General features: G+C 72.1%; 23 protein-coding genes. 16 read left to right on the forward strand and 7 right to left on the reverse strand.

What is annotated here, in order from left to right:
- Together DKL51_RS30390 and DKL51_RS30395 are read right to left on the reverse strand one after the other, a co-directional pair.
- The coding region (locus DKL51_RS30390; protein ID WP_124812901.1) for a hypothetical protein at positions 1–415 on the reverse strand (415 nt) is incomplete at its 3' end.
- An 87-nt stretch (positions 416–502) separates the two neighbouring features.
- Entirely contained in the window at positions 503–1,927 is a 1,425-nt protein-coding gene (locus DKL51_RS30395) for an ATP-binding protein (protein ID WP_124812903.1), read from the reverse strand.
- Positions 1,928–2,154: 227 nt separating this feature from the next.
- Here DKL51_RS30395 and DKL51_RS35935 point away from each other — a divergent pair, with 227 nt between their 5' ends.
- The 3 genes from DKL51_RS35935 (at position 2,155) to DKL51_RS30410 (ending at position 3,551) form a co-directional block, all read left to right on the forward strand.
- The gene (locus tag DKL51_RS35935; RefSeq protein ID WP_260428725.1) at positions 2,155–2,391 is read left to right on the forward strand and encodes a rhodanese-like domain-containing protein; all 237 of its coding nucleotides are present in this window, start codon (positions 2,155–2,157) and stop codon (positions 2,389–2,391) included.
- Between the two features lie 73 nt (positions 2,392–2,464).
- On the forward strand, positions 2,465–2,980 hold the full coding sequence (locus DKL51_RS30405) for an SOUL family heme-binding protein (RefSeq protein WP_109948068.1): 516 nt from the start codon (positions 2,465–2,467) through the stop codon (positions 2,978–2,980).
- A 70-nt stretch (positions 2,981–3,050) separates the two neighbouring features.
- A complete protein-coding gene (locus DKL51_RS30410; RefSeq protein ID WP_124812905.1) occupies positions 3,051–3,551 on the forward strand; it encodes a hypothetical protein in 501 nt (166 codons plus the stop codon).
- Here the strand turns inward: DKL51_RS30410 and DKL51_RS30415 are convergent.
- Complete coding sequence (locus DKL51_RS30415) at positions 3,536–4,579, reverse strand: hypothetical protein (protein ID WP_124812907.1); 1,044 nt, start codon at positions 4,577–4,579, stop codon at positions 3,536–3,538. The genes DKL51_RS30410 and DKL51_RS30415 overlap by 16 nt on opposite strands.
- A 103-nt stretch (positions 4,580–4,682) precedes the next feature.
- On the opposite strand from DKL51_RS30415, the gene DKL51_RS30420 reads away from it, so the two are divergent.
- The 4 genes from DKL51_RS30420 to DKL51_RS30435 all read left to right on the forward strand — a co-directional run bounded on the left by DKL51_RS30420 (position 4,683) and on the right by DKL51_RS30435 (position 7,650).
- On the forward strand, positions 4,683–5,615 hold the full coding sequence (locus tag DKL51_RS30420; RefSeq protein WP_124812909.1) for a ParA family protein: 933 nt from the start codon (positions 4,683–4,685) through the stop codon (positions 5,613–5,615).
- On the forward strand, positions 5,612–6,031 hold the full coding sequence (locus DKL51_RS30425) for a hypothetical protein (RefSeq protein WP_124812911.1): 420 nt from the start codon (positions 5,612–5,614) through the stop codon (positions 6,029–6,031). The genes DKL51_RS30420 and DKL51_RS30425 overlap by 4 nt, the downstream gene beginning before the upstream one ends.
- Positions 6,032–6,095: 64 nt before the next feature.
- Positions 6,096–6,638 (forward strand): DUF1697 domain-containing protein, encoded by a 543-nt coding sequence (locus DKL51_RS30430; protein WP_109948072.1) that lies wholly within the window; start codon positions 6,096–6,098, stop codon positions 6,636–6,638.
- Positions 6,639–6,795: 157 nt separating this feature from the next.
- Positions 6,796–7,650, forward strand: coding sequence for an aldo/keto reductase (locus tag DKL51_RS30435; RefSeq protein ID WP_124812913.1), 855 nt, complete (start codon positions 6,796–6,798; stop codon positions 7,648–7,650).
- Between the two features lie 47 nt (positions 7,651–7,697).
- On the opposite strand, the gene DKL51_RS30440 is transcribed toward DKL51_RS30435, so the two are convergent.
- On the reverse strand, positions 7,698–8,636 hold the full coding sequence (locus DKL51_RS30440) for a helix-turn-helix transcriptional regulator (RefSeq protein WP_260428721.1): 939 nt from the start codon (positions 8,634–8,636) through the stop codon (positions 7,698–7,700).
- Between DKL51_RS30440 and DKL51_RS30445 the strand changes: the two genes are divergently transcribed.
- Positions 8,635–9,384 carry an SDR family oxidoreductase gene (locus DKL51_RS30445; RefSeq protein WP_124812915.1) on the forward strand — a complete coding sequence of 250 codons (750 nt, stop codon included), beginning with the start codon at positions 8,635–8,637 and terminating at the stop codon, positions 9,382–9,384. The genes DKL51_RS30440 and DKL51_RS30445 overlap by 2 nt on opposite strands.
- Positions 9,385–9,454: 70 nt before the next feature.
- On the forward strand, positions 9,455–10,441 hold the full coding sequence (locus DKL51_RS30450; RefSeq protein WP_124812917.1) for an aldo/keto reductase: 987 nt from the start codon (positions 9,455–9,457) through the stop codon (positions 10,439–10,441).
- A gap of 55 nt (positions 10,442–10,496) precedes the next feature.
- Here DKL51_RS30450 and DKL51_RS30455 read toward each other — a convergent pair whose 3' ends face one another.
- Positions 10,497–11,930, reverse strand: a complete 1,434-nt coding sequence (locus DKL51_RS30455; RefSeq protein WP_124812919.1) for a hypothetical protein — start codon at positions 11,928–11,930, stop codon at positions 10,497–10,499.
- Positions 11,931–12,259: 329 nt separating this feature from the next.
- Positions 12,260–12,766, reverse strand: coding sequence for a GNAT family N-acetyltransferase (locus DKL51_RS30460; protein ID WP_109948076.1), 507 nt, complete (start codon positions 12,764–12,766; stop codon positions 12,260–12,262).
- A gap of 144 nt (positions 12,767–12,910) precedes the next feature.
- Between DKL51_RS30460 and DKL51_RS30465 the strand changes: the two genes are divergently transcribed.
- From DKL51_RS30465 to DKL51_RS30495, 7 genes are all read left to right on the forward strand, one after another.
- Positions 12,911–13,363 (forward strand): SUKH-3 domain-containing protein, encoded by a 453-nt coding sequence (locus DKL51_RS30465; RefSeq protein ID WP_124812921.1) that lies wholly within the window; start codon positions 12,911–12,913, stop codon positions 13,361–13,363.
- Between the two features lie 124 nt (positions 13,364–13,487).
- Positions 13,488–13,823, forward strand: coding sequence for an ArsR/SmtB family transcription factor (locus DKL51_RS30470; protein ID WP_124812923.1), 336 nt, complete (start codon positions 13,488–13,490; stop codon positions 13,821–13,823).
- Positions 13,820–14,275: an SRPBCC family protein gene (locus DKL51_RS30475; protein ID WP_124812925.1), complete on the forward strand. Its 456-nt coding sequence runs from the start codon at positions 13,820–13,822 to the stop codon at positions 14,273–14,275. The genes DKL51_RS30470 and DKL51_RS30475 overlap by 4 nt, the downstream gene beginning before the upstream one ends.
- Complete coding sequence (locus DKL51_RS30480; protein ID WP_124812927.1) at positions 14,272–14,859, forward strand: dihydrofolate reductase family protein; 588 nt, start codon at positions 14,272–14,274, stop codon at positions 14,857–14,859. The genes DKL51_RS30475 and DKL51_RS30480 overlap by 4 nt, the downstream gene beginning before the upstream one ends.
- A 366-nt stretch (positions 14,860–15,225) precedes the next feature.
- Positions 15,226–15,546 (forward strand): GYD domain-containing protein, encoded by a 321-nt coding sequence (locus DKL51_RS30485; RefSeq protein ID WP_109948084.1) that lies wholly within the window; start codon positions 15,226–15,228, stop codon positions 15,544–15,546.
- Positions 15,547–15,656: 110 nt separating this feature from the next.
- Positions 15,657–18,947: an NACHT domain-containing protein gene (locus DKL51_RS30490; RefSeq protein WP_185734974.1), complete on the forward strand. Its 3,291-nt coding sequence runs from the start codon at positions 15,657–15,659 to the stop codon at positions 18,945–18,947.
- Positions 18,948–18,987: 40 nt separating this feature from the next.
- The gene (locus tag DKL51_RS30495; RefSeq protein WP_124812931.1) at positions 18,988–19,458 is read left to right on the forward strand and encodes a TspO/MBR family protein; all 471 of its coding nucleotides are present in this window, start codon (positions 18,988–18,990) and stop codon (positions 19,456–19,458) included.
- Between the two features lie 40 nt (positions 19,459–19,498).
- Here DKL51_RS30495 and DKL51_RS30500 read toward each other — a convergent pair whose 3' ends face one another.
- On the reverse strand, positions 19,499–20,047 hold the full coding sequence (locus DKL51_RS30500; RefSeq protein ID WP_124812933.1) for a TFIIB-type zinc ribbon-containing protein: 549 nt from the start codon (positions 20,045–20,047) through the stop codon (positions 19,499–19,501).
- Positions 20,048–20,136 lie beyond the last annotated feature (89 nt).

The following is a 20,136-nucleotide window of genomic DNA, read 5'->3' on the forward strand; positions in this document are numbered from 1 at the left end:
CCGGCCGACCGGTACCGCCGGGCCGGATCGCGGGCCGCGCCCCCGGTGCGGCGACCCGGCCGGCCTGGCCGCGCGGGGACTGGGTGACCGGAGCCGAGGGCCGGGCGGGCCCCGGGCCGGTCAGCACGAACGGGAAGGGGACGTGCACGAACGGGTTGCCGTGCCGGATCAGCGCGTCGATCTGACGCTCGTTGAGGCCGTGGGCCTCCAGCACCCGCCGCCCCCAGCGGTGCAGCCGGCAGGGGTACGTCGCGCCGTCGTTGCGGCACTTCGGTCCGGCGGGCCACTCCTCGGCGGCGTGCACCACCACCGCCCGGACCGCGAGCCGGACATCCTCGGGGGTCAGCGGCGCCGGAACCGGCACCTCACCCAGGACCTGATCGATGGGATCCGTCGACTGCTCACCAACTCGCACGGCAGGCCTCCCGCAGCTCGGCAGCGGTGCGGCTGACCCGCCGCACCACATCCTCGTCGATTGGTACGGAGCCGGACCGGCAGGAGTTCAATCCCCCCATGCGGTCAGCAGGTCCTCCGGAGCGAGCACCCTGATGCCCTCAACCGCCCGCCCGCTGCGCGAGACAGCGATCAGCTCCGTCTTTTCGTCCGCACCGGGCAAGCGGGAGCGGTGCAGCAGCAGCCGGCTCAGGTCGTGTGCGTCGAAGGGACTGTTCTCCAGCCACTTGACCGAGCCGGCAAAGGTGATGCGCCTCGCCACGGGTGCCCGATCGGCACCGACGAGGTCGATCTCCGGATCGTTCGTCCGGGTCCAGTACCCACCGACAACCGCCGTGTTCTCCGGCAGTTGACCGGCCGGCAACCGGCGCAACGACTCACGCACCACCGGTTCGACGGCTCTCCCCCGCCAGGATGTCCAGGACGAGGTGATGCGGGCGAGGGTCAGATCGCCCCGGCCGCGCTCGATCTCCGGCAGCCAAGGGCCGAGGAACGACAGCCAGAACCGCAGGTACGGATCGGAGACGAGGTACCTGGTCTCCCGGGACGGCTGGGTGGAGAGGGGGAGGGTCACGTCGACGATCCGCTTGTCGCTCAACAGGCGCAGAGCCCGGGTGAGCGAGGCCTGCGGGATGCCTCCGGCGGCGCGGCCGATCGACGAGAAGGTGCGCTCCCCGGAACCGATCGCCCGCAGCACCAGACCCGCCTGGGACTGCGCGGGGAACTCGGCGGCCAGCGCCCTCTCTCCGCTGACGAGCAGTGCCGAGGTGGGATCGGTGACGGCATCGGCGAGATAGTCGGTCAGCGACGAGCCCGCCGGCCACTCGTCGAGGATGAGGGGCAGCCCACCGGAAACGAGATAGGCGTCGAACGCCTCGGCCGCGGGCAGGTCGAGCATCTCGGCGACGTCGGCGGGACTCAACGGTGGCACGACCATCTCCGTGGCCCGCTGGTGGAACGGGCGGCCGTAGTCGTTCAGCGCCTCCATCATCGCGAGGTCTGAACCGATGCAAACCAGGAGGACGGGACGACGCGAGAGTTCCCGGTCGAACACCTTCTGCAGCGTCCCCTCGAAGCCCGGGTCGGTGGCGATCAGGTAAGGCATCTCGTCCAGCACGACCACGCTCGGCCGGTCGGCCGGCAGCGCGGCGGCGAGAAGGGTGAGAGCGGCGTCCCAGGTCCGGGGCGCCTGCGCGGCGAACAGGTCGGCGCCGGGCAGCGTCGAGCTTGCCGCCGCCGAGACAAAGAGGTTCAAGTCGGCGGCGATGGTGGGCTGAGCCGAGGCGGTGAAGAACAGGTGGGGCACCTCGGCCCGCTCGACGAACTCCTCCACCAGCCGGGACTTGCCGACCCGGCGACGCCCCCGCATCAAGAGCGCCCGTCCCGGTCGGCCGGCGCGCCCGCCGCCCGTGACCCGGCGCAGCATGCCGTCCAGCAGCGCCAGTTCTCTGGTACGCCCGACGAAACCGTCCATGCACTCACTCCAGATACAACCAAATTTGATACCACCAAGATTGAGTGTATGCGTTCATCGATTCGGGCCCCGGGACCTTGGACCCTGACGGGCGGGCGAGTCGCCCGGATAGCGTCGATCGCGGCTGCGGCGGAGCTCGGCTACGTGGCGGAGAACCTGCGCGCCGGCTCACCCGTACGGTGCAGTGACACGAGCTGACCTCCCGGCTGGCCGCCGGGGCGCACCTGATCGACGTCCGGAGCCCGGCCGAGCACGCCGCCGGCCACATTCCCGGCGCGGTCAACGTCCCCCTCGACGTACTGCGCGACCGGCTCGACGAGCTGCCCGCCGGTGAGCTGATCGTCTACTGCCAGGTGGGGCAGCGCGGGCACACCGCGGCGATGCTGCTGCGCCGGACCGGCCGGGAGGCGTCCAACCTGGACGGGGGGTACCGCACCTGGGCAGCAGCCGGGGGCGCCGGCTGACCGGCCGTTCCGCTGCCGGCCGCCGTCCGGGCCGGTAGCGTTTCCGGCGGGACAGCGAAGCCGGGAGCGTGTGATGACCGAGCAGCAGCCGTACCGGGTGCTGGCCCGGCACCCCCGCTTCGAGCTGCGCCGCTACCCGGCCCACCTGGTGGCCGAGGTACGCGTCGAGGGTCCCTTCGAGAAGGCCGGCAACGAGGCGTTCCGGCCGCTGGCCCGGTACATCGGCGGGGCGAACCGGTCCCGAAGGGAGATCCCGATGACGGCGCCGGTGGTCCAGGAGGAGGGCGACCAGCCCGGTTGCTGGTTGGTGCGGTTCGTGATGCCGGCGAGCTTCACCGCGGCGACGCTGCCTGAGCCGGAGGATCCCCGCATCACCACCCGGGAGATTCCCGCGCAGCTCGCCGCCGCAGTGCGCTTCTCCGGCCGGTGGAGCGCCCGCGCGCTCGAGGAACGGGCCACCGCGCTGGGTCGGGCGGTCACCGCCGCCGGGCTCCAGCCGACCGACGCGGTCCGGTACGCCCGCTTCGACCCACCGTGGAAGCCCTGGTTTCTGCGCCGTAACGAGGTCGTCCTCCCGGTCGTCGAATAGGTCGGCGCCGGCGGTCGCCGGGTCACCCCTAGAATCCCGGTGTCCCGCCCCGGCTCAGATGGGAAGTCCCGTGCGTCGCTGGCCCGCCGCCCTGGCCCTGGTCCTGCTGCTCGCCGGCTGCGGGGGCCAGCAGGTCAAACCGGCCACCCAGCTGCCGGCCTGGCAGGCCCCCTCGGCGAGCGCCGCGGCTCCGCTGACCATGAAGGAGGCCAAGGGCCGGTACCTGGCGATCGTGGCGCCGTACAACACGGCGCTGGAGGAGCTGGAGGACGCCCTGAAGGCCGGCAAGCCGTGGCGGACGGTGCGCAGCCTGGCCCGCACGGTCGCCACCACCAACGCCGCCCACGCCGAGCAGCTGCGCACCACCGCCTGGCCGGCGAACGTGCAGACCCCGGTCGCCGCGCTGCTCAAGGAGAACGACCTGGCCCTGCCGCACTGGCAGCGGGCCGGCGCCGCGACGAGCGCCGAGGCGTTGATGCGGGAGATCCGGGCGGCCGCCGCGCACGACGGCGGCACGCAGGCGAACAAGGTACGCGCCACCCTCGGGCTGCCCGTCTACAAGGAGTCCTGACCCGCTTTCCCGACCGGCTGCCCCGGCTCCGAATGCCGGCAGTCGGCGGAATAGCCGAGGCCGATCTGCCGGGCCAGGAACACCCCGATCACGAGCCCGGCCACCAGCCCGACCATGGAGACCAACACGTCGGAGTCGGCGTCGCTGATGGAGATGTTGCCGCTCAGCGCCGTCATCACCGGTCCGATCGGAACCAAGTTGGTCACCGTGACCAGGATGATCACCAGTACCGGCAGACCGACGGCGATTGAGACGCCAGCCAGAACGTGCCGACCCCAATGCGGTCGCCCGTCCGGGTGGTCCCAGGCGAGCAGGGTGATCCCGGTCAGCAGCAGGACAGCGGTCGCCCACATGGGCAGGACCCGCGGGTCAGGCGGAAGCAGGCGGGTCGCGGTGAGCCCGGCGAGCCCGGCCATGGCCAGCCCGGCGGTCAGCCACCGGCGGGCACCGGTGACCGACCCGGCGGCGGCCAGCGCGCAGGAGAGCGTCAGCGCCAGCATCAGCACCCCGGTGGTGAGGCCGGCCCACGTGAGCTGCGGCTCCCGGTCGGTGGGCGACTCGACGCCGGCGCCGAAGACCGCCAGGACGGCCGCGACGCAGGCGCAGACCAGCAACGTACGCCGGGCGGCGACCTCGTCCACGTCGTCGCCGGGCCGGCGGCGGAGCAGCAGCACCGCCCCGGCCAGCACGGCGCACCCGGCGATGGCGAGCGGCGCCACGTAGGCCCAGCCCTCCAGGTCGGACCGGTCGACAGCGACGTCGGCCAACAGCCAGCCGACACCGAGCAGGGCCGCGATCCGGGTCGGCACCCGCCGGCCGCCGGCCGCGAGGACCAGCCCGAGCACAATCGCGATCAGGGCGGTGAACCGCAGGTCCCGCGCCCAGTAGGTGTTGTTCCCGGGCAGCACCTCGGACCAGGGCCCGGCCGGCTCGGTCAGCGGTTGCAGCACCGCCATGCCGACCGCCCACCACAGGACCGACGCGGCGGCGAGGAGCAGCCCGACGCCGTACCGCGGATTCACGCGCATGGGCTGGACGCTATCCGCTGGCTGCCGCACCAGCGACCCCGGCGCTGGGCGGTCTGTCCCAAACGCCGATCGCCCGTTACCGTTCCCGGTCGGGGAGGTGCCGGTGTACGTCGTGTCGGTGATCAACTACAAGGGCGGGGTGGGCAAGACCACGGTGACCGCCAACCTCGGCGCGGAACTGGCGAACCGGGGCATGAAGGTGCTGCTGATCGACCTCGATCCGCAGACCAGCCTCACATTCAGCTTCTACGACCCGGACGACTGGCGGGAGCGGTTGCGCGACGCGAGGACCGTGAAGCGCTGGTACGACAGCCTGCGCGGGGACGACGGGCCGGTCACCCTCGGCGATCTGGTGGTCTCCCCCGGGCCGGCCAACGCGCACATCACCGGCACCGGCCGGCTCGACCTGATCGCCTCCCACCTGGGGCTGATCGACATCGACCTGGCCCTGGCCCGCGGCGTGGCCAACGGCGAGGAATACGACGCCGAGCTGTTCCGGGTACGCGGCGCGTTGGCGCGGGCGCTGCACGAGCACGTGCTGGATCCGTACGACATGGTGCTGATCGACTGCCCGCCGAACTTCAACGTGGTCACCCAGTCGGCGATCATCGCGAGCGATCACCTGGTCATCCCGGCCCGGGCCGACTACCTGTCCACCCTCGGCATCGACTACCTCTACGGCAACGTGCAGGAGCTGGTCGAGCGGTACAACGCCGACGCCCGCCGGTTCGCCACCGTCCGGCGGCACCACAAGGTGGCGCCGGGCATCGCCGGTGTGGTGTTCACGATGATCCAGCTCATGGCGCAGCGGCCGATCGCCGCCCATCAGGGCTTCATGGACCAGACCCGGGCGCTGGGCCTGCCGGTCTTCCCCACCGCGCTGCGGGAGAACGTCAGTCTCTACGCCAGCAACACCCCGCGCGGGGTCCCGGTGGTGCTCCGCAACCGGCTGACCGTCCCCGCGGTCCGCGACGAGCTGCGCCAGCTCACCACCGAGTTCCTCGAGAACCTCCAGCCGGAAAGGGCGGCGGCATGACGAACGCGAAGCTCTCCATCGCCGTGCTGGCCCGGGTCGCCGAGTTCCTCCAGGAGCTGCCGGAGGCCGACGTCGCCGATCTCGCCGCGGGCCGGGCCCGGCTGGCGGTGGTGCCGTTCGGCGCCTCGGCCCCACGGGTGCCGGCCGCGCGACGTCCCTCCCGGACCGTCGGCGCCCACCGGCCGGCCGCGCCGGCCCTCGATCCGGACGGCGCCCGCGCGACGCTCACCGCCATGGGCAGCCGCGACGAGGGTACGGTCTACCTGTCCCCGTGGAACGCCAAGGACCTCAGGGTGCTGGCGGCGCACCTGGAGATGCGCGGGGTGACCGGCCTGAAGAAGGCGGACCTGATCGACCGGATCGTCGACCGGACCATCGGATACCGGGTCAACTCCTCGGCCATCCGCCAGCTCTGACGGAAGGCGCCGGAAGCGGTACGGGCACTAGGCTGAGGGCCCTCATCGAGAGCGAGGAGGCGGCATGAGCCGGTACGTCGCCCTGCTGCGCGGCATCAACGTCGGCACCGCCACCCGGATCGCGATGGCCGACCTGCGCCGCCTCGTGACCGACCTGGGCCACGAGGACGTGAAGACCTACCTGCAGAGCGGCAACGTCGTCTTCACCAGTACGGCGACGGACACCGCGAAGCTGGCGCGGGGCATCGAGCGGGCGATCGCCGACGAGCTGGGGATGACCGTCCCGGTGCTGGTCCGCAGCGGCGCCGAGCTGGCCGAGGTGATGGCGGCCAGCCCGTACGCGAAGAAGCAGGACGACCCGGCCCGGCTGCTGGTGGCGTTCCTGTCGGCCGAGCCCACCAAGGCCCGGGTCGCCGAGCTAACCGTGCCGGGCGGCGAGAACGTCGAGTACACGGTGGCCGGTCGGGAGGTCCACCTGCACTTCCCCGACGGCGGGTACGGCCGGAGCAAGTTCACCAACGCGTACCTGGAGAAGAAGCTCGACGTGGTGGCGACCACCCGGAACTGGAAGTCCGTGCAGGCGCTGCGGGAGATGGCCGACGCCTAAGCACCGCACCTGAGCCCCGGCGGGCTGACTTGGCGCAGATTAGCCGGGCAGTCGGTGAGGAGCGCGTTGCAGCGGGTACCACGAACAGGTTGCACGGCCCGGCGCAACGTGTGGAAGCGTTTCCGGGCGCCCCCGACCGATGGGAGACAAGGCTTCGATGGCCGCGAACACCATTCCCCAGATCCCGCTCAACGACGGCAACACCATCCCGCAGCTCGGCTTCGGGGTCTTCCAGATCGAGCCGAAGGACACCGCCGAGGCGGTCGGTCGGGCCCTCGAGGTCGGTTACCGGCACATCGACACCGCCGAGATGTACGGCAACGAGGCCGAGGTGGGCCAGGCGGTCCGCACCTCCGGGCTGGACCGCGGCGACGTCTACGTCACCAGCAAGCTGAACAACGGCTTCCACCGTCCCGACGACGCCCGCAAGGCGTTCGAGTCGACGCTGGCGGCGTTGAAGTTCGACTACATCGACCTGTTCCTGATCCACTGGCCGCTGCCGACCCTCTACGACGGTGACTTCGTCTCCACCTGGAAGGTGCTGGAGGAGTTCCAGCGCGACGGCCGGGCCCGCTCGATCGGCGTCTCCAACTTCCAGGTCCCGCACCTGGAGCGGCTCGCCGCCGAGGCGGACGTGGTGCCGGCGGTGAACCAGATCGAGGTGCACCCGTACTTCGGCAACGAGGAGGTGCGCGCGTACGGCAAGGCGCACAACATCCTCACCGAGGCGTGGTCGCCGATCGCGCAGGGCAAGGTGCTCGACGACCCGACCCTGGTCGACATCGCCGAGCAGGTCGGCCGGACGGTGGCGCAGGTGGTGCTGCGCTGGCACGTGCAGCGCGGCGACGTCGTCTTCCCGAAGTCGACCACGCCGAAGCGGATCGAGGAGAACTTCCAGATCTTCGACTTCGAGCTGGACGACGCGACGATGGAGCGGATCACCGCGCTGGACAAGGGCGAGGCCGGCCGTCAGGGCCCGAACCCGGACACGTTCGACTACGTCCCGAGCTGAGTCGACGGAAGAAGGGGCTCCCTCGGGGGCCCCTTCTTCGTGCTTGGTCAGGAGCCGACGCGCTCGGCGAGGCGGCGGAAGGCCGCCTGGGTCGGCGAGCCCGGTTCGGGCACGTAGACGATCAGTCGCTGGTCGGTCTCCGGCACGTGCAGCACCCGGCACTCGAACTCCAGCGGCCCGAGCTCCGGGTGGGCGACCCGCTTGACGGTCGGGCGGCGCTCGCTGACCTCGTGCTCGGCCCAGAGCGCGGCGAACGGGGGCGACACCCCGAGCAGCTCGGTGACCAGCGCGGCGATCGCCGGATCGCCGGGCCAGCGGCCGTACGCGGCCCGCAGGTCCGCGATCGTGGTGCGGGCGAACCGCAGCAGCTCCGGGTCGTCCTCCGGGAAGGGCCGGCGGAACATCCAGCGGATCATGTTCCGCTCGTCGACCGGCACCGCCGACAGGTCGCCCACGAAGAAGGTGGCCAGCCGGTTCCACGCCAGCACGTCGTAGCGGGCGTCGACCAGGTACGCCGGGGTCTCGGTCATCGCGTCCAGCAGATGCCGCAGCCCCGGGGTCACCTCGCGGCTCGGCCCGGCCGACGGCGGCGGGGCCTCCCCGGCGAGCCGGAACAGGTACTCCCGCTCGTCCCGGGTGAGCAGCAGCGCCCGGGCCAGCGCGGCGAGCACCTGCCGGGACGGGTGCGGCCCCCGGCCCTGTTCGAGGCGGATGTAGTAGTCGATCGACATGCCGGCGAGCTGGGCGACCTCCTGCCGGCGCAGGCCGGGCGTGCGGCGGCGTACCCCGTCGGGAAGGCCGACCTCGGCGGGGCGCAGCCGGGCGCGGCGGCTGCGCAGGAACGCCGCCAGTTCGTCGCGCCGCAACCCGCTGCTCGTCATGCCCTCCAGCTTGCCCCACCCGCGGCCGGTCAGGGTGGTACCGCCGATCCCAGCCTCCGCGGGTCTCTCCCGACCCACCGCGGCCGGCGGCAGGCTCGGTGTCATGACGACGACGATTGCCCTGATCACCGGGGCCAACAAGGGAATCGGCCTGGCCACCGCCCGGCAGCTCGGCGCGCGCGGGATGACCGTGCTGGTCGGCGCGCGGGACGCGGCGCGGGGCCGGGAGGCCGAGCGGACGCTGCGCGACGGCGGCGCGGACGCCCGGTTCGTGCCGCTGGACGTCACCGACGAGGCGTCGGTCGCCGCCGCGGCCAAGCTGGTCGAGCAGGAGTACGGCCACCTCGACGTGCTGGTCAACAACGCCGGCATCGTCCGGGCCGACGGCGCCGGGCTGCCCAGCGCCACCACCCTCGCCACCCTGCGGGAGGTGTACGAGACGAACGTCTTCGGGGTGGTGGCGGTGACCAACGCCCTGCTGCCGCTGCTCCGGAAGGCGCCCGCCGCGCGGATCGTGAACGTCTCCAGCGAGGTGGGTTCGATCGCGGTGATGACCGACCCGCAGGGCGCCCTGTTCGCGCTCACCTCGGTGCCGTACCCGTCGTCGAAGGCGGCGCTGAACATGGTCACCGCGATGTACGCCAAGGAACTGCGGGACACCCCGATCAAAGTGAACGCCGCCAACCCCGGCTACTGCGCCACCGACCTGAACCACCACAGCGGCTTCCGTACGCCCGAAGAGGGCGCCGAGGTGAGCGTGCACCTGGCGACACTGCCGGCGGACGGGCCGAGCGGGCTGCTCTGGGGTTTCCAGATGGACGCCGGCGGCGGCTACGGAGTGCTGCCCTGGTGAGGGCTTGACCTCGAGTGCGCTCGAAGGTGGACGGTGGTCGGCGACGGCTCTCATCCAGCGGGGAGGACCCATGAGATACCGCACGATCGGCACCGACCCGGCGACCCGCCGGGAGGTCAGCGTCCTGAGCCTGGGCGCGATGCTCTTCGGCACCGCCACCGACGAGGCCACCTCGTACGCCATCCTCGACCGGTACGTCGAGGCCGGCGGCACCTTCATCGACACCTCCGACAACTACGCGTTCTGGATGAACGGCGGCCAGGGCGGGGAGAGCGAGGAACTGCTGGGCCGGTGGCGGCGCAGCCGTGGCGTCGGGAAGGAGATCATCATCGCCACCAAGCTCGGCGCGCGGCCCCTCGCCCCCGGCACCAGCTACCTCGACAACCCGGAGGGCCTGTCGGCGAAGGTGATCCGGGAGTCGGCCGAGCGCAGCCGGGAACGACTCGGCGTGGAGCGGCTGGACCTGCTCTACGCCCACATCGAGGACCGGACCGTGCCGCTGCGGGAGACCGTGGAGGGCTTCGCGGAGCTGGTCGGCGAGGGCGCCGTGGGCCTGCTGGGGGCGAGCAACCACCGGGCCTGGCGGGTGGAGCGGGCCCGGGCGATCGCCGCCGCGGCCGGCCTGCCCGGGTACGAGGTGCTCCAGTACCACCACACCTACCTGCACCGCCGCCACGACCTGCCCAGCGAGCTGGACCCGGACGGTGACGTCGGGTCGGTCGGGCCCGACCTGGCAAGCTACCTGCGGGCCGAGCCGGAGCTGGCCCTGGTCGCCTACTCGCCGCTGATCCGAGGCGGCTACACCCGGACGGACAAGCCGCTCGGCGCCGACTACGACCTGCCCAGCGTCCCGGGTCGGCTGGCCGCGCTGCGGGAGGTGGCGGCGGAGACCGGGGCGACGGTGAACCAGGTGGTGCTGGCCTGGCTGATGGGCGGCGACATCCCGGCGATCCCGCTGGTCGGCGCCTCGTCGGTGGCGCAGCTCGACGAGAGCCTGGCCGCGGTGGAGCTGGAGCTGACCGCCGAGCAGCGGGCCAGGCTGGACGGGGCCCGGTGATCGGGCCCTGGTCGGGCGTGCACTGTCCCGCCCGGCCAGGGCCCGTCCCCGGCACTCAGTTCGTCGCCGGGATCCGGCCCACCCCGACGTCGAGCGTCACCGTGCCGCTGCGCGGAATGAGCACCTGCTTCGCGCTCGCGGCGTCGGTGGCACCGTCGTACCAGCCAGCGTAGGAGACGAAGGGCGGCTGCCACTTCCAGGCGATCGTGACGTCCTGCCGGCCGAGCACCAGCGCCCGATACTCACCGTCGTAGTCCCAGACCTTCCCGACGACCTCGCCGGTGCGGGCGTTGTGGAACTCCAGGTCCGCCGTGACCAGGCGCCCCGCGGGATCGGTGACCCGACCGGTCACCACCGTGCCCACCTTCAGGGCCGGGCTGTAGACGGTGGTCTGACCGGTCCGGACGGTGACCGGCTTCGCCCGGCTTCGGACGGGCACCCCGCCGGACCACTGCAGGGCGTGGTCATCGGTGGTGAACAGCAGCGGCCACTTGTACGGCCCCAGCCAGTCCAGCCGGTACCGGCCCTGGTCGTCGAGGGAGGTCCCCCACCGGAGGTAGGACAGCCCGTCGGCGTGGGCGATGGACACCTCGCCAGCGGTGACCGGCGCGCCGGTGGCGGCGCTGGTGACCGTGCCGGTAATGACGCCGGCCCGGTCGAGGCGGACCGGCGGGACGCTGACGGTTCGGCCGGCCGCGAGGGTCACCGTGCGGGCGCGGGCGGGGTCGCCGGTGCCGCCGGTGGCACCCACCCACTGCGCGCCGTACGGCGAACCGTTCGTCGGTCGGACGAAGAGGTTCCAGGAACCGGCCTCGAGGCTGTCGAGACGGAGGCGCCCCGCCTCGTCGGAGCACGCCAGCGACCCCACCCGCGGCAACTCCCCGGTGCCGGCCGGCGCCACGGTCGCACACGCGCCCGCGACCGGTGCGCCGGTGGCGGCGTCGACGACCGTGGTCTCCACGTGGGCGGCGGGCGTCAGGTCGACCACGGCGGTGGCCGTGCTGCCCTCGACCACCATCACCGTGGCATCGGTCGGCAGGTAGTTCCCGTCCTCGGTGTAGACCCGGATCGTCTGCGGACCGGGGACCAGCCCGCTTATCGTCACCTCGGTGTCGCCACAGTGGTTGCGGCGGGCGTCGGCGAACGCACAGACCCTGCTGATCGGCGCACCGGTGATCGCGTCCCGCGCCTTCACCGTGATCGGGCTCGGCGGGAGCAGCCGCTCGGCGACCTCCGTGGTGCCCCCCGCGGTCACCCGGAACGCATCGGCCTGGGCGAAGCTCGTCTTCCCGTGCGCCCACTGCTGCAGGCCGTCGTCCGGCATGTCGGGGTCGCCGTACGCCGGAGTGACCCTGATCTTGTAGTCATTGGCCGGCACCTCGATGGTGAGCTGGCCGGACTCGTCCAGCAGGTCGTATCGGTGGTAGCTGCTGTCGGCGGCGACCACGTCGATCGCGCCCCGGGCGACGGCGCCGTCGGGCTGGGTCACGGTGAGCCGGAGGGTTCCGACATCCTGTTGGTCCACTGCGGACGCGGCGGTAGCGGGTAGTGCAGCCGCGAGAACCGCGACGGTCAACGTGGCGAGACTTCGACGTGTCATGGGCACCCCTCTCGTGTGGACGCGCGACGAGGGACCCGCGTGGCAGTGACGAGACACCCCCCGTGCGTCATGTGCCGCCGGCATCGTATGGCGACCGGCCCGTCACGCACTGTCCGTGACCCGGCACCGCCCCGACCTTTCCGCAGCCCTTGCACGACTTCGCATAACGGCGTCACCTGGGACAGGCCGACTCGTCACTCCTGTTCCCCCAGGTGTGGTCAGCTTCGATCGGTCAGGTCGACGCGCCAGTCGTTGGAGCGCATCAGGTGGCCCGGCGGGTACTCGAACTCGGTCTCGCCGAGCAGGGTGAAGCCGGCCTTGCGGCAGACCGCGTTCGACGGGGGGTTGTCGACCGACGGGTAGGCGTGCGCCCACCGAAGCTTCCGCTCCGCCGCGGCCTCCGCGATGGCCGCGCGCACCGCCGCGGTCGCCAGCCCCCTCCCCTGGTACGCGGGCAGGACCGCCCAGCCCATCTCGTAGACCGGCTCGTCGTGCCAGAGCCGTTCCCAGTAGCCGACGCTGCCGACCTTCACCCCGTCGGGCAGCACGATGGTGAACATGGTGCCGCTGCGCGGGCCGGGGCCGCGGACGTACCGGTCGTGCCGCGCGATCACCTGCTCGTCGGTCTCCGGGCCGCCGGTGTGGTTGCGGATCTCCGGCGCGTTGAGCTGCCGCAGCAGCTCCAGGTCGTCGGCGCTCCAGCGTTCGATGCGTACCTCGGTCAAGACGCCCCCTCATGCCGGGTGGTAGTGAAGCAGCCACCACCGACATTCCGGGTGGCTTCCCGGGTGACGGACATGCGCCCACAATCCGTGCTGCAGCAGTTGTAAGGCGTTGCGGAACGAGTTCGACCTCGAGGAGGTGCTGTGATGCGCGGGGACGACCGCGACCTGCCGGCGCGGGCGGCACAGGAGCTCAAGACGGCGGGCTGGTCGCCGCGCCGCCGGGTGGACGTGTCCGAGTGGGAGAAGGCGCTCACCCCGGAGGGGTTCGTCATGCACGCCCCCGCGCGCGCGTTCCTGACCGAGTTCGGCGGGCTGGCGGTGCCGGTGAGCGGCCCGGGCCGCGACTACGCCCGCATCGGCGTACGACTCGACCCGGTGCTGTGCCTCGGCCAGAAGAGGTGGTTCGACAGCCTCGACGGGTCGACGGCCGGCCAGCTCTATCCGGTCGGTGAGGAGTACGACGGGCACGCGAGCCTGGCCATGGACGCCGACGGCACCATCCACATGCTCTTCAACGAGCAGGTCGACCGGATCGGCCCAGGAGCGACCGGCCTGGCCCGGTTGCTGGAGGGCGAGGAGGCACCCGAGGAGCGCTGACCCGTCCCGAGCCGACCGCCCCCGACCAGCCGCCACGGCGGGTCGGGGGCCTTTTCGCGGCCGCGCCAGTAAAGCTCAACCAACTGGTTTACAAACGGGCACGCCGTCGCCTATCCTCAACCACATGGTTGAGGATTCGGTGGGCATGGACGCGGTGTTCCACGCCCTCGCACACGGCGCGCGGCGCACCATGCTGCGCCGGCTCGCCGAGCGGGAGCTGACCGTCGGCGAACTGGCCGAGCCGCTGGAGATGTCCCTGGCCGCCGCGTCCAAGCACGTGCAGGTGCTGGAGCGGGCCGGCCTGGTCAAGCGCACGGTCACCGGCCGGCGGCACGTGTGCCGGCTGGAAGCCGCCCCGCTCGCCTCCGCCTCGGCCTGGTTGAACTTCTACGAGCGCCACTGGACCGAGCGGCTCGACGCCCTGGAGGCGCTCTTCACCGACGAAGGGACCGACCGATGAGCACCGCCGTACGGCTGCACCGCGACATCCCCGCCCCACCCGACAAGGTCTACCGGGCCTGGCTCGACCCCGACCTGCTGCGCCGGTGGCTCGCCCCCGGCGGGCTGGAGGTGGCCCGCGCCGAGGTCGAGCCGCGGGTGGGCGGCCGGTACCGGATCTGGCACTCCGATGCCGGCACCGACGTCGGCGGCTTCGACTGCGAAATTGTCGAGCTGGAACAGGACCGGCGCATCGTCTGGCGCTGGGGCTTCGTCGGCCCGCAGCGCACCGAGGGGCCGAGCTTCGACTCGCTGCTGACCGTGACCCTCGACGGAAAGCCGGACGGCGGGACTGACCTTTCCCTCGTACACGAGCGTTTGGACGAGCTGGCGGCGGCGATGCCGCAGGTGGCCGACGGCGTGGCACCCGGCTGGGAGTCGGCGCTGGACAAGCTCGCGGAGGTGGCGGCGTGAAGCTGGTGGTGGTCGAGTGGATGAGCATGGACGGTGTGGTGCAGGCGCCCGGCGCGCCCGACGAGGACCCCAGCGGCGGGTTCACGCACGGTGGCTGGCACCTGCGTTGGTTCGACGACACGTCGCGGCAGTGGGTGGTCGACAATCTGAACGTCGCGTCCGCCTTCCTGTTCGGACGGGTGACGTACCAGAACTTCGCCGCGCATTGGCCGCACGTGACTGGGCCGGAGCGGGTGGTCGCGGACCCGCTGAACAGCAAGCCGAAGTACGTGGTGTCCTCGACGCTCTCGTCCGCCGACTGGGCGCACTCCGCGCTGCTGCCCGGGGACCTGGTGCCGGCGGTGGGCGCGCTCAAGGAGCTGGGTGACGGTGAGGTGCACCTGATCGGCAGCGCTCGGCTGGCCGCGACGCTGCTGGCGCACGACCTGGTTGACGAGCTACGGCTGATGGTCGACCCGGTGCGCCTCGGCGGCGGCAAGCGCATCTGGCCGGAGGATGGTCTGCTGCGGTCGTTCTCGCTGGTGAGCAGCCAGGCGACGAGCACCGGCGCACTCCTCGTCACCTACGCGAAGGTCACCGACTGACGAAACGGTCGGGAGCGCTCGTGGAGGACTAGCCGTCGGGCTACCGGGAATGCGCGGGCCATGGGTAGCCACAAGCCGAACAAGCATGATCCAGGCGGCGAGTCGGCGCGCGCGGGGCGGAATCCCGGCAGCGGGGCACGGGGCCGGCAGGGCTCCGAGGTCGAACACTCGCCGCAACGCCGGCGGCTGCGAGCCGCGACCGGGACATCCGGCACAGAACGCGACCAGGGCCGGGCCAGGGTCGAGGGCCGCGAACGGGTCCAACGCCAAGGAACGCGCTGAACAGACCCCCGGTCCACCGAGAGTTGATCCGTAGGCACTGGCGGCCGCCGCGCGGCCGCCACCACATCGGGAGTTGATGTCGAGGTGCCCAAATTCCTGTTGCAGTCGACCTACACCGTCGAGGGGCTCAAGGGGCTGATCAGTGACGGTGGCACCAAGCGCGTCGACGTCGTCCGGAAGACGATCGAGGCCAACGGCGGGCGGCTGGAGTCGATGTACTTCTCATTCGGTAAGAAGGACACCTATGTGTTGTGTGACCTGCCGGACCACAGGAGCGCGGCCGCACTGGTCATCGCCATCCGGGCAGCCGGCGGTTTGGACTCGCGGGTCACACCGGTGCTGACCGCCGAGGAGGTCGACGAGGCGGTCCGGGTGAAAGAGACCTACCAGCCCCCGGGCCGTTGACCCCGGCCCGCCGCGAGAATTACCGAACCGGCGCTGACCTGCGCAGATGGGCACTACCGTGGGCCTGGAAGGGGAGCTACGCCTCCGTCCGGTAGCCGACCATGCCGATCATGGGGGTGTCCATGCGCGGGCCGAGACGTGGTCCCGTCTGGGCGACCCAGCTGTGGTTACGCCAGCGCCGGCGTCGGTGGCGTACCCGACAGGAACGCCACGCCGAGCGGACCCGCCGCCGGCGGGAGGACGAGCGGGCCGACCACCGGATGACCTGGCGGCACCACCGCGGGCTGCGGTGGGTCATCCTCGCCACCGCCGGGACGCTCGTGGTGTGGACCGTCTTCTCGCTGGTCCTGACCGTCCTCAACACCGAGCTCGGTTTCCTGCCGATGTCGAAGTGGTGCGCGGGGAAACCGCCCAGGTCGTACTACTGCGGGCAGGTGGAGGGCTTCGTCAAGGGCCCACTGGTGCTGGCGCTGGGGCTGGCCGTTTTCCTCTTCTGGCGGTACGTCCCGGTCCGTCGCTGGTACGACCGCAACGCCCTGCGCAACCTGCGGATGCTGCTGCCCACCGCCGAACGCGACGTCGGCGCGAACCACGTCGTCGGCCGCGACGAACTGTGCGAACTGATGATCCAGCGGCTGCAGGACGAGCATCGCCGGCGGCCGCTGCTGCTGGTGGGGGGCATCGGCACCGGCAAGACCGCGACCCTGGTCCGCCTCGCGGAGATGCTGATGGCCACTGACGTGGTACCGGTCGGGATCGACCTGCGCACCGTCACGGACCCGGCGAAGCTGAACTTCCACCAGCTTGCCCTCGAACAGTTCACCAAGACCATCGACAGCCAGTTGCACGCCGCCGGCGAGGCCGACAAGGTGTGGCGGCGGCTCTGGCTGGAAAACCGGATCGTGGTGCTCGCGGACGGCCTGGAGGAGGTCCTCGCCGACTCCGCTCAGCCCGCCGACCGGGACAGCGTGCTCCGCGAGGCGGTGCGGGGCGCGGTCCGCGAGCGGCTCCCCCTGGTGGTCGCCTCCCGACCCGACGATCCGCTGCGCGGGTTGGACGCGCTGCTGCTGCAACTCGAGCCGCTCTCCACGGGCGCCGCGCTGGAGTACGTGCAGGCCCGCAGCCATCGCTCGGGCGCCGGCCAGCAGTGGGACCGGATCACCGAACTGGTCAAGGCTGCCGACGTCGCCGACTCACCGTTCTACCTGCGGGTGATCAGCCAGCTCCACGGGGTGGACCGCCTGGACCGGGTCGGGCCGACGGACCAGGGCAGGTCCGCGCTGCGCTGGTGCCTGCTGGAGGAGTGGTGGGACGCCATCGTCGCCGGGGACCTGTACGAGGACTACGGCATGCCGCGCACCGAACGGGCCGACGCGATCGAGGTGCTCTCCGCGCTCGCCTGCATCGGGCTGCGCGACAACCGGCTGTCGGTGCGGACCACGGACCTCACCGGTGCCGAGGGCGGGAAGGACGCCGGCCGCCAGTGGATCCTGGCCGAGCTGCGGGCCCGGCTGCACAAGCTCAGCGCCGACAACCCGCAGGACCTCGGACTCGCCGAGACCACCGGGGACGCGCTGAACATCGTGGTGAAGCGGCAGGACGGGGTCCGTTTCCAGCACGGCGTGATCCAGGCGTACCTCGGGACGCGCTACCTCACCGCCGCCCTGCGCGACGACGACTTCCTGGAGCGGGCCTTCACCGAGAACCACGGCCCCGGACGGGAGCTGCTCTCCGCCCTCACCCTCTACACCGGCAGCGCGGGCGCGTTCGAACGGCTGGACGGGCGGCGGAAACCACCGGTGCCGCACGGAACCCTGCTCCGACTTCGGGACGCCGTCCGGCAGAAAGGATCGTCCCCGGGCGTCCGGGACGCGAGAGCGACCCAAGAGCGGTCGACCGCTCTCGTCCACCGGCTCTGTGATGCGGCGACCGGGACGCGCAACCGCACCCGGGCGATGGAGATGTTTGCGACCGCGCTGGAGATGGACGCCGGCACCGGGCACACGGCCCACCGGAAACTGGCCGACGCGATCCTCCAGGCATGGCCCCGGTATCAAGGGGACGGCTCGATCACCGACCGGCCGCTCGAAGACGGCAAGATCGCCCTGGTGCACCGGTACGGCGCCGCCGCCTGGAGGCTCCGCGACCGGCCACCGGAGCCCACCGGGCTGCGGCGGCAGCAGCCCACGCCGCAATACCGGCAGCTGTTCCAGATGATGGCGTACGAGACGTCGTACCTGCCTCGGCTGACCGCGGCCCGCCAGATCGCCAGCGGCGGCAACGCGGCGGTCGGCGCGCTGCGCGACCTGCTCGACGAGCCGCCGCAGGCGGCCGACACCCAGGGCCGGGAGCGCCTGGAGGAGCTGCGGACCTGGCTCGCGCCGTCGCTGTTCCTCTTCACCGAGGCCGCACACGCGCCCGACGAACCGGACTGGCAGGGCATGGCCCGGGAAACCCTGCGGCGCTGGGTCGACCGGCTGGCCACCGACTTCCGCGAGGGCGCCCGCGTCTACGAACTCACCCTGGCACAGGGGTTCCGGATGGCGGCCAACTGCCGGACCTACCCGGCGCACCGCAGCGTGCTGATCGAGGAAGCCGAGAAGGCGCTGCGGCACTCCCGGTTCTGGTACTCCCACCTGGTGCTCATCCAGGCACTCACCCTGCTCGCCCTGCCCCGCGATCCCAGCGAGACGCTGCGCGAGCGAGGTCACGGCTCGGACCCGCGCGGGCTGGTCAGCTTCTGGACCTCCATCGCCGGGGGCGGGCACCGCGCCCCGCAGCCAGGCGGCGGTACGGCCCACCCGCTCGTCCTCGAGGTCGCGGACCTGTGCGTCGCGGCGCTCATCGACCGCCATCCCGAGCGGCACTGCTGGCTGGACGAACGGGAGATCGTCGGGCGGATCGGGTCGGTCAACCCCCAGCCGGGCATCCGGCGGCACCTGGCCTCCTGGCTGCCGCCCTGGCACGGCTGGGCCGTCCTGGAACCGCGGGCCCAACGGCTGCTGGCCGACGTGATGCTGCTGCTCAACCTCGCCGACCGGGGACGGGACAACGACCAGCGGGCGCGCCGGCTCAGCCGGGCCAGCCGGGCCGAGCTGCCGCCGTGCCTCACCATCGACCGCAGCGCCATGCGGGTCACCCTGAGTCGGCGCCAGGCCCACGACGTGCAACCGGGCGCCACCTGCATCGACGACTGCCCGTTCCGGCTATGCCCGCTGCCGCCGAAGGGCGACGAGCTGCCGTACCAGATGGACGAGGCCTTCTGCGCCCATCAGGTCGACCTCGTCGAGCGGTGGTTGCGGTCGCCCGGGCGGGCGGACTGGCAGGCGGTCAACCGGGAGGATCTGCGGACGTTCTGGCGCGAGATGTCGGAGCGGATGGCCCCCGCCTGGCGGAAGTGACGGGAGGGGTGGCCGGCATCGGGACGGGTATGGGACACCCATGCGCACTCCGACGCTCGTCAAGACCGGCCTCGCCACGGCGGCCACCGCCGCCTCCGGCGCCGTCGCCACCGACCCCGGCTCGGAGTGGTACCGCTCGCTGGACAAGCCGGCCTGGCAGCCGCCGCCGGCGGCGTTTCCCGCGGTCTGGACCCCGCTGTACGCGCTGATCGCGTTCGCGGGCGCGCGGGTCCTGGACCGTACGGCCGGCCCACAGCGCGCCCGGTTCGCCCGCGCGTACGCGGTCGATCTCGCGCTGAACGCCGGCTGGACCGCGCTGTTCTTCCGCGCCCGCAGCCCGCGGTCGGCCCTGGTCGAGATCGTCGCGCTGAACGCGGCCAACGTCGGACTCCTGCGCCAGGCGTGGCGGGCCGACCGGCTCGCCGGGGCGTCGCTGCTGCCGTACGTGGCGTGGACCGGCTTCGCCACCGCGCTGAACGCTTCGCTCGCCGCCCGCAACCCCGCACGCTAGCCCCGCCTCGCGCGGCGCTTCCCCTCAGCCGGTTCGGCGGTCAGCGCGAACGCTGATCGGTCGACGGCTGTGCAGTCAGCCGAGGTTCCACATTCTCCGGCAGTTCAGCACCGCAGACCGCACAGCTGTAGTCGCCGTCGCGGACCACGTTGCGCTGGCCGCAGTCCAGGCAGCGCCGGAAGACGATGGACGCGGTGAAGCCGTCCGGGCGGGCGATGCCGGCCCGGGCGAGGGCGTCCGCCACCGCCGCCCACGAGCTGAGATCGGGACAGTAGCCGGTGGACTGGTTGCTCACCTCGGTCACGGCCCAGCCGTTCCGGTCGGCGGCGAAGGCAATCTCCCCCGCGCCGAGGACCTCGCCGCCTCCGGCGCAGGCGACGTGCTCGCTGCGCCTCGGCGCGAGCCGCAGTGTGCCGTCGCGGTCGATGACGAAGGTGAAGGGCTCGTCCAGGTCGCGCGGATCGACGGCGGCCAGGTAGCTGTCGAGATCGGCCAGGGATCGGATGGGCCAGCCTTCGGGGAAGCCGGCAACCGCAGCGCGCACGTCCAGCGGGCCGATGTACCGGTACCGGCGCCTCGCCCCTGCCATGGCATCGACTCTACGTCCGGACAACCGCCCCCGCGGCCAACCGCGCCGGTACGCGCCGGACCATCCCTAGGTACGCAGCCCTGGCTTTA

It is taken from the genome of Micromonospora globispora (assembly GCF_003857015.1).
Taxonomy (GTDB): domain Bacteria; phylum Actinomycetota; class Actinomycetes; order Mycobacteriales; family Micromonosporaceae; genus Micromonospora; species Micromonospora globispora.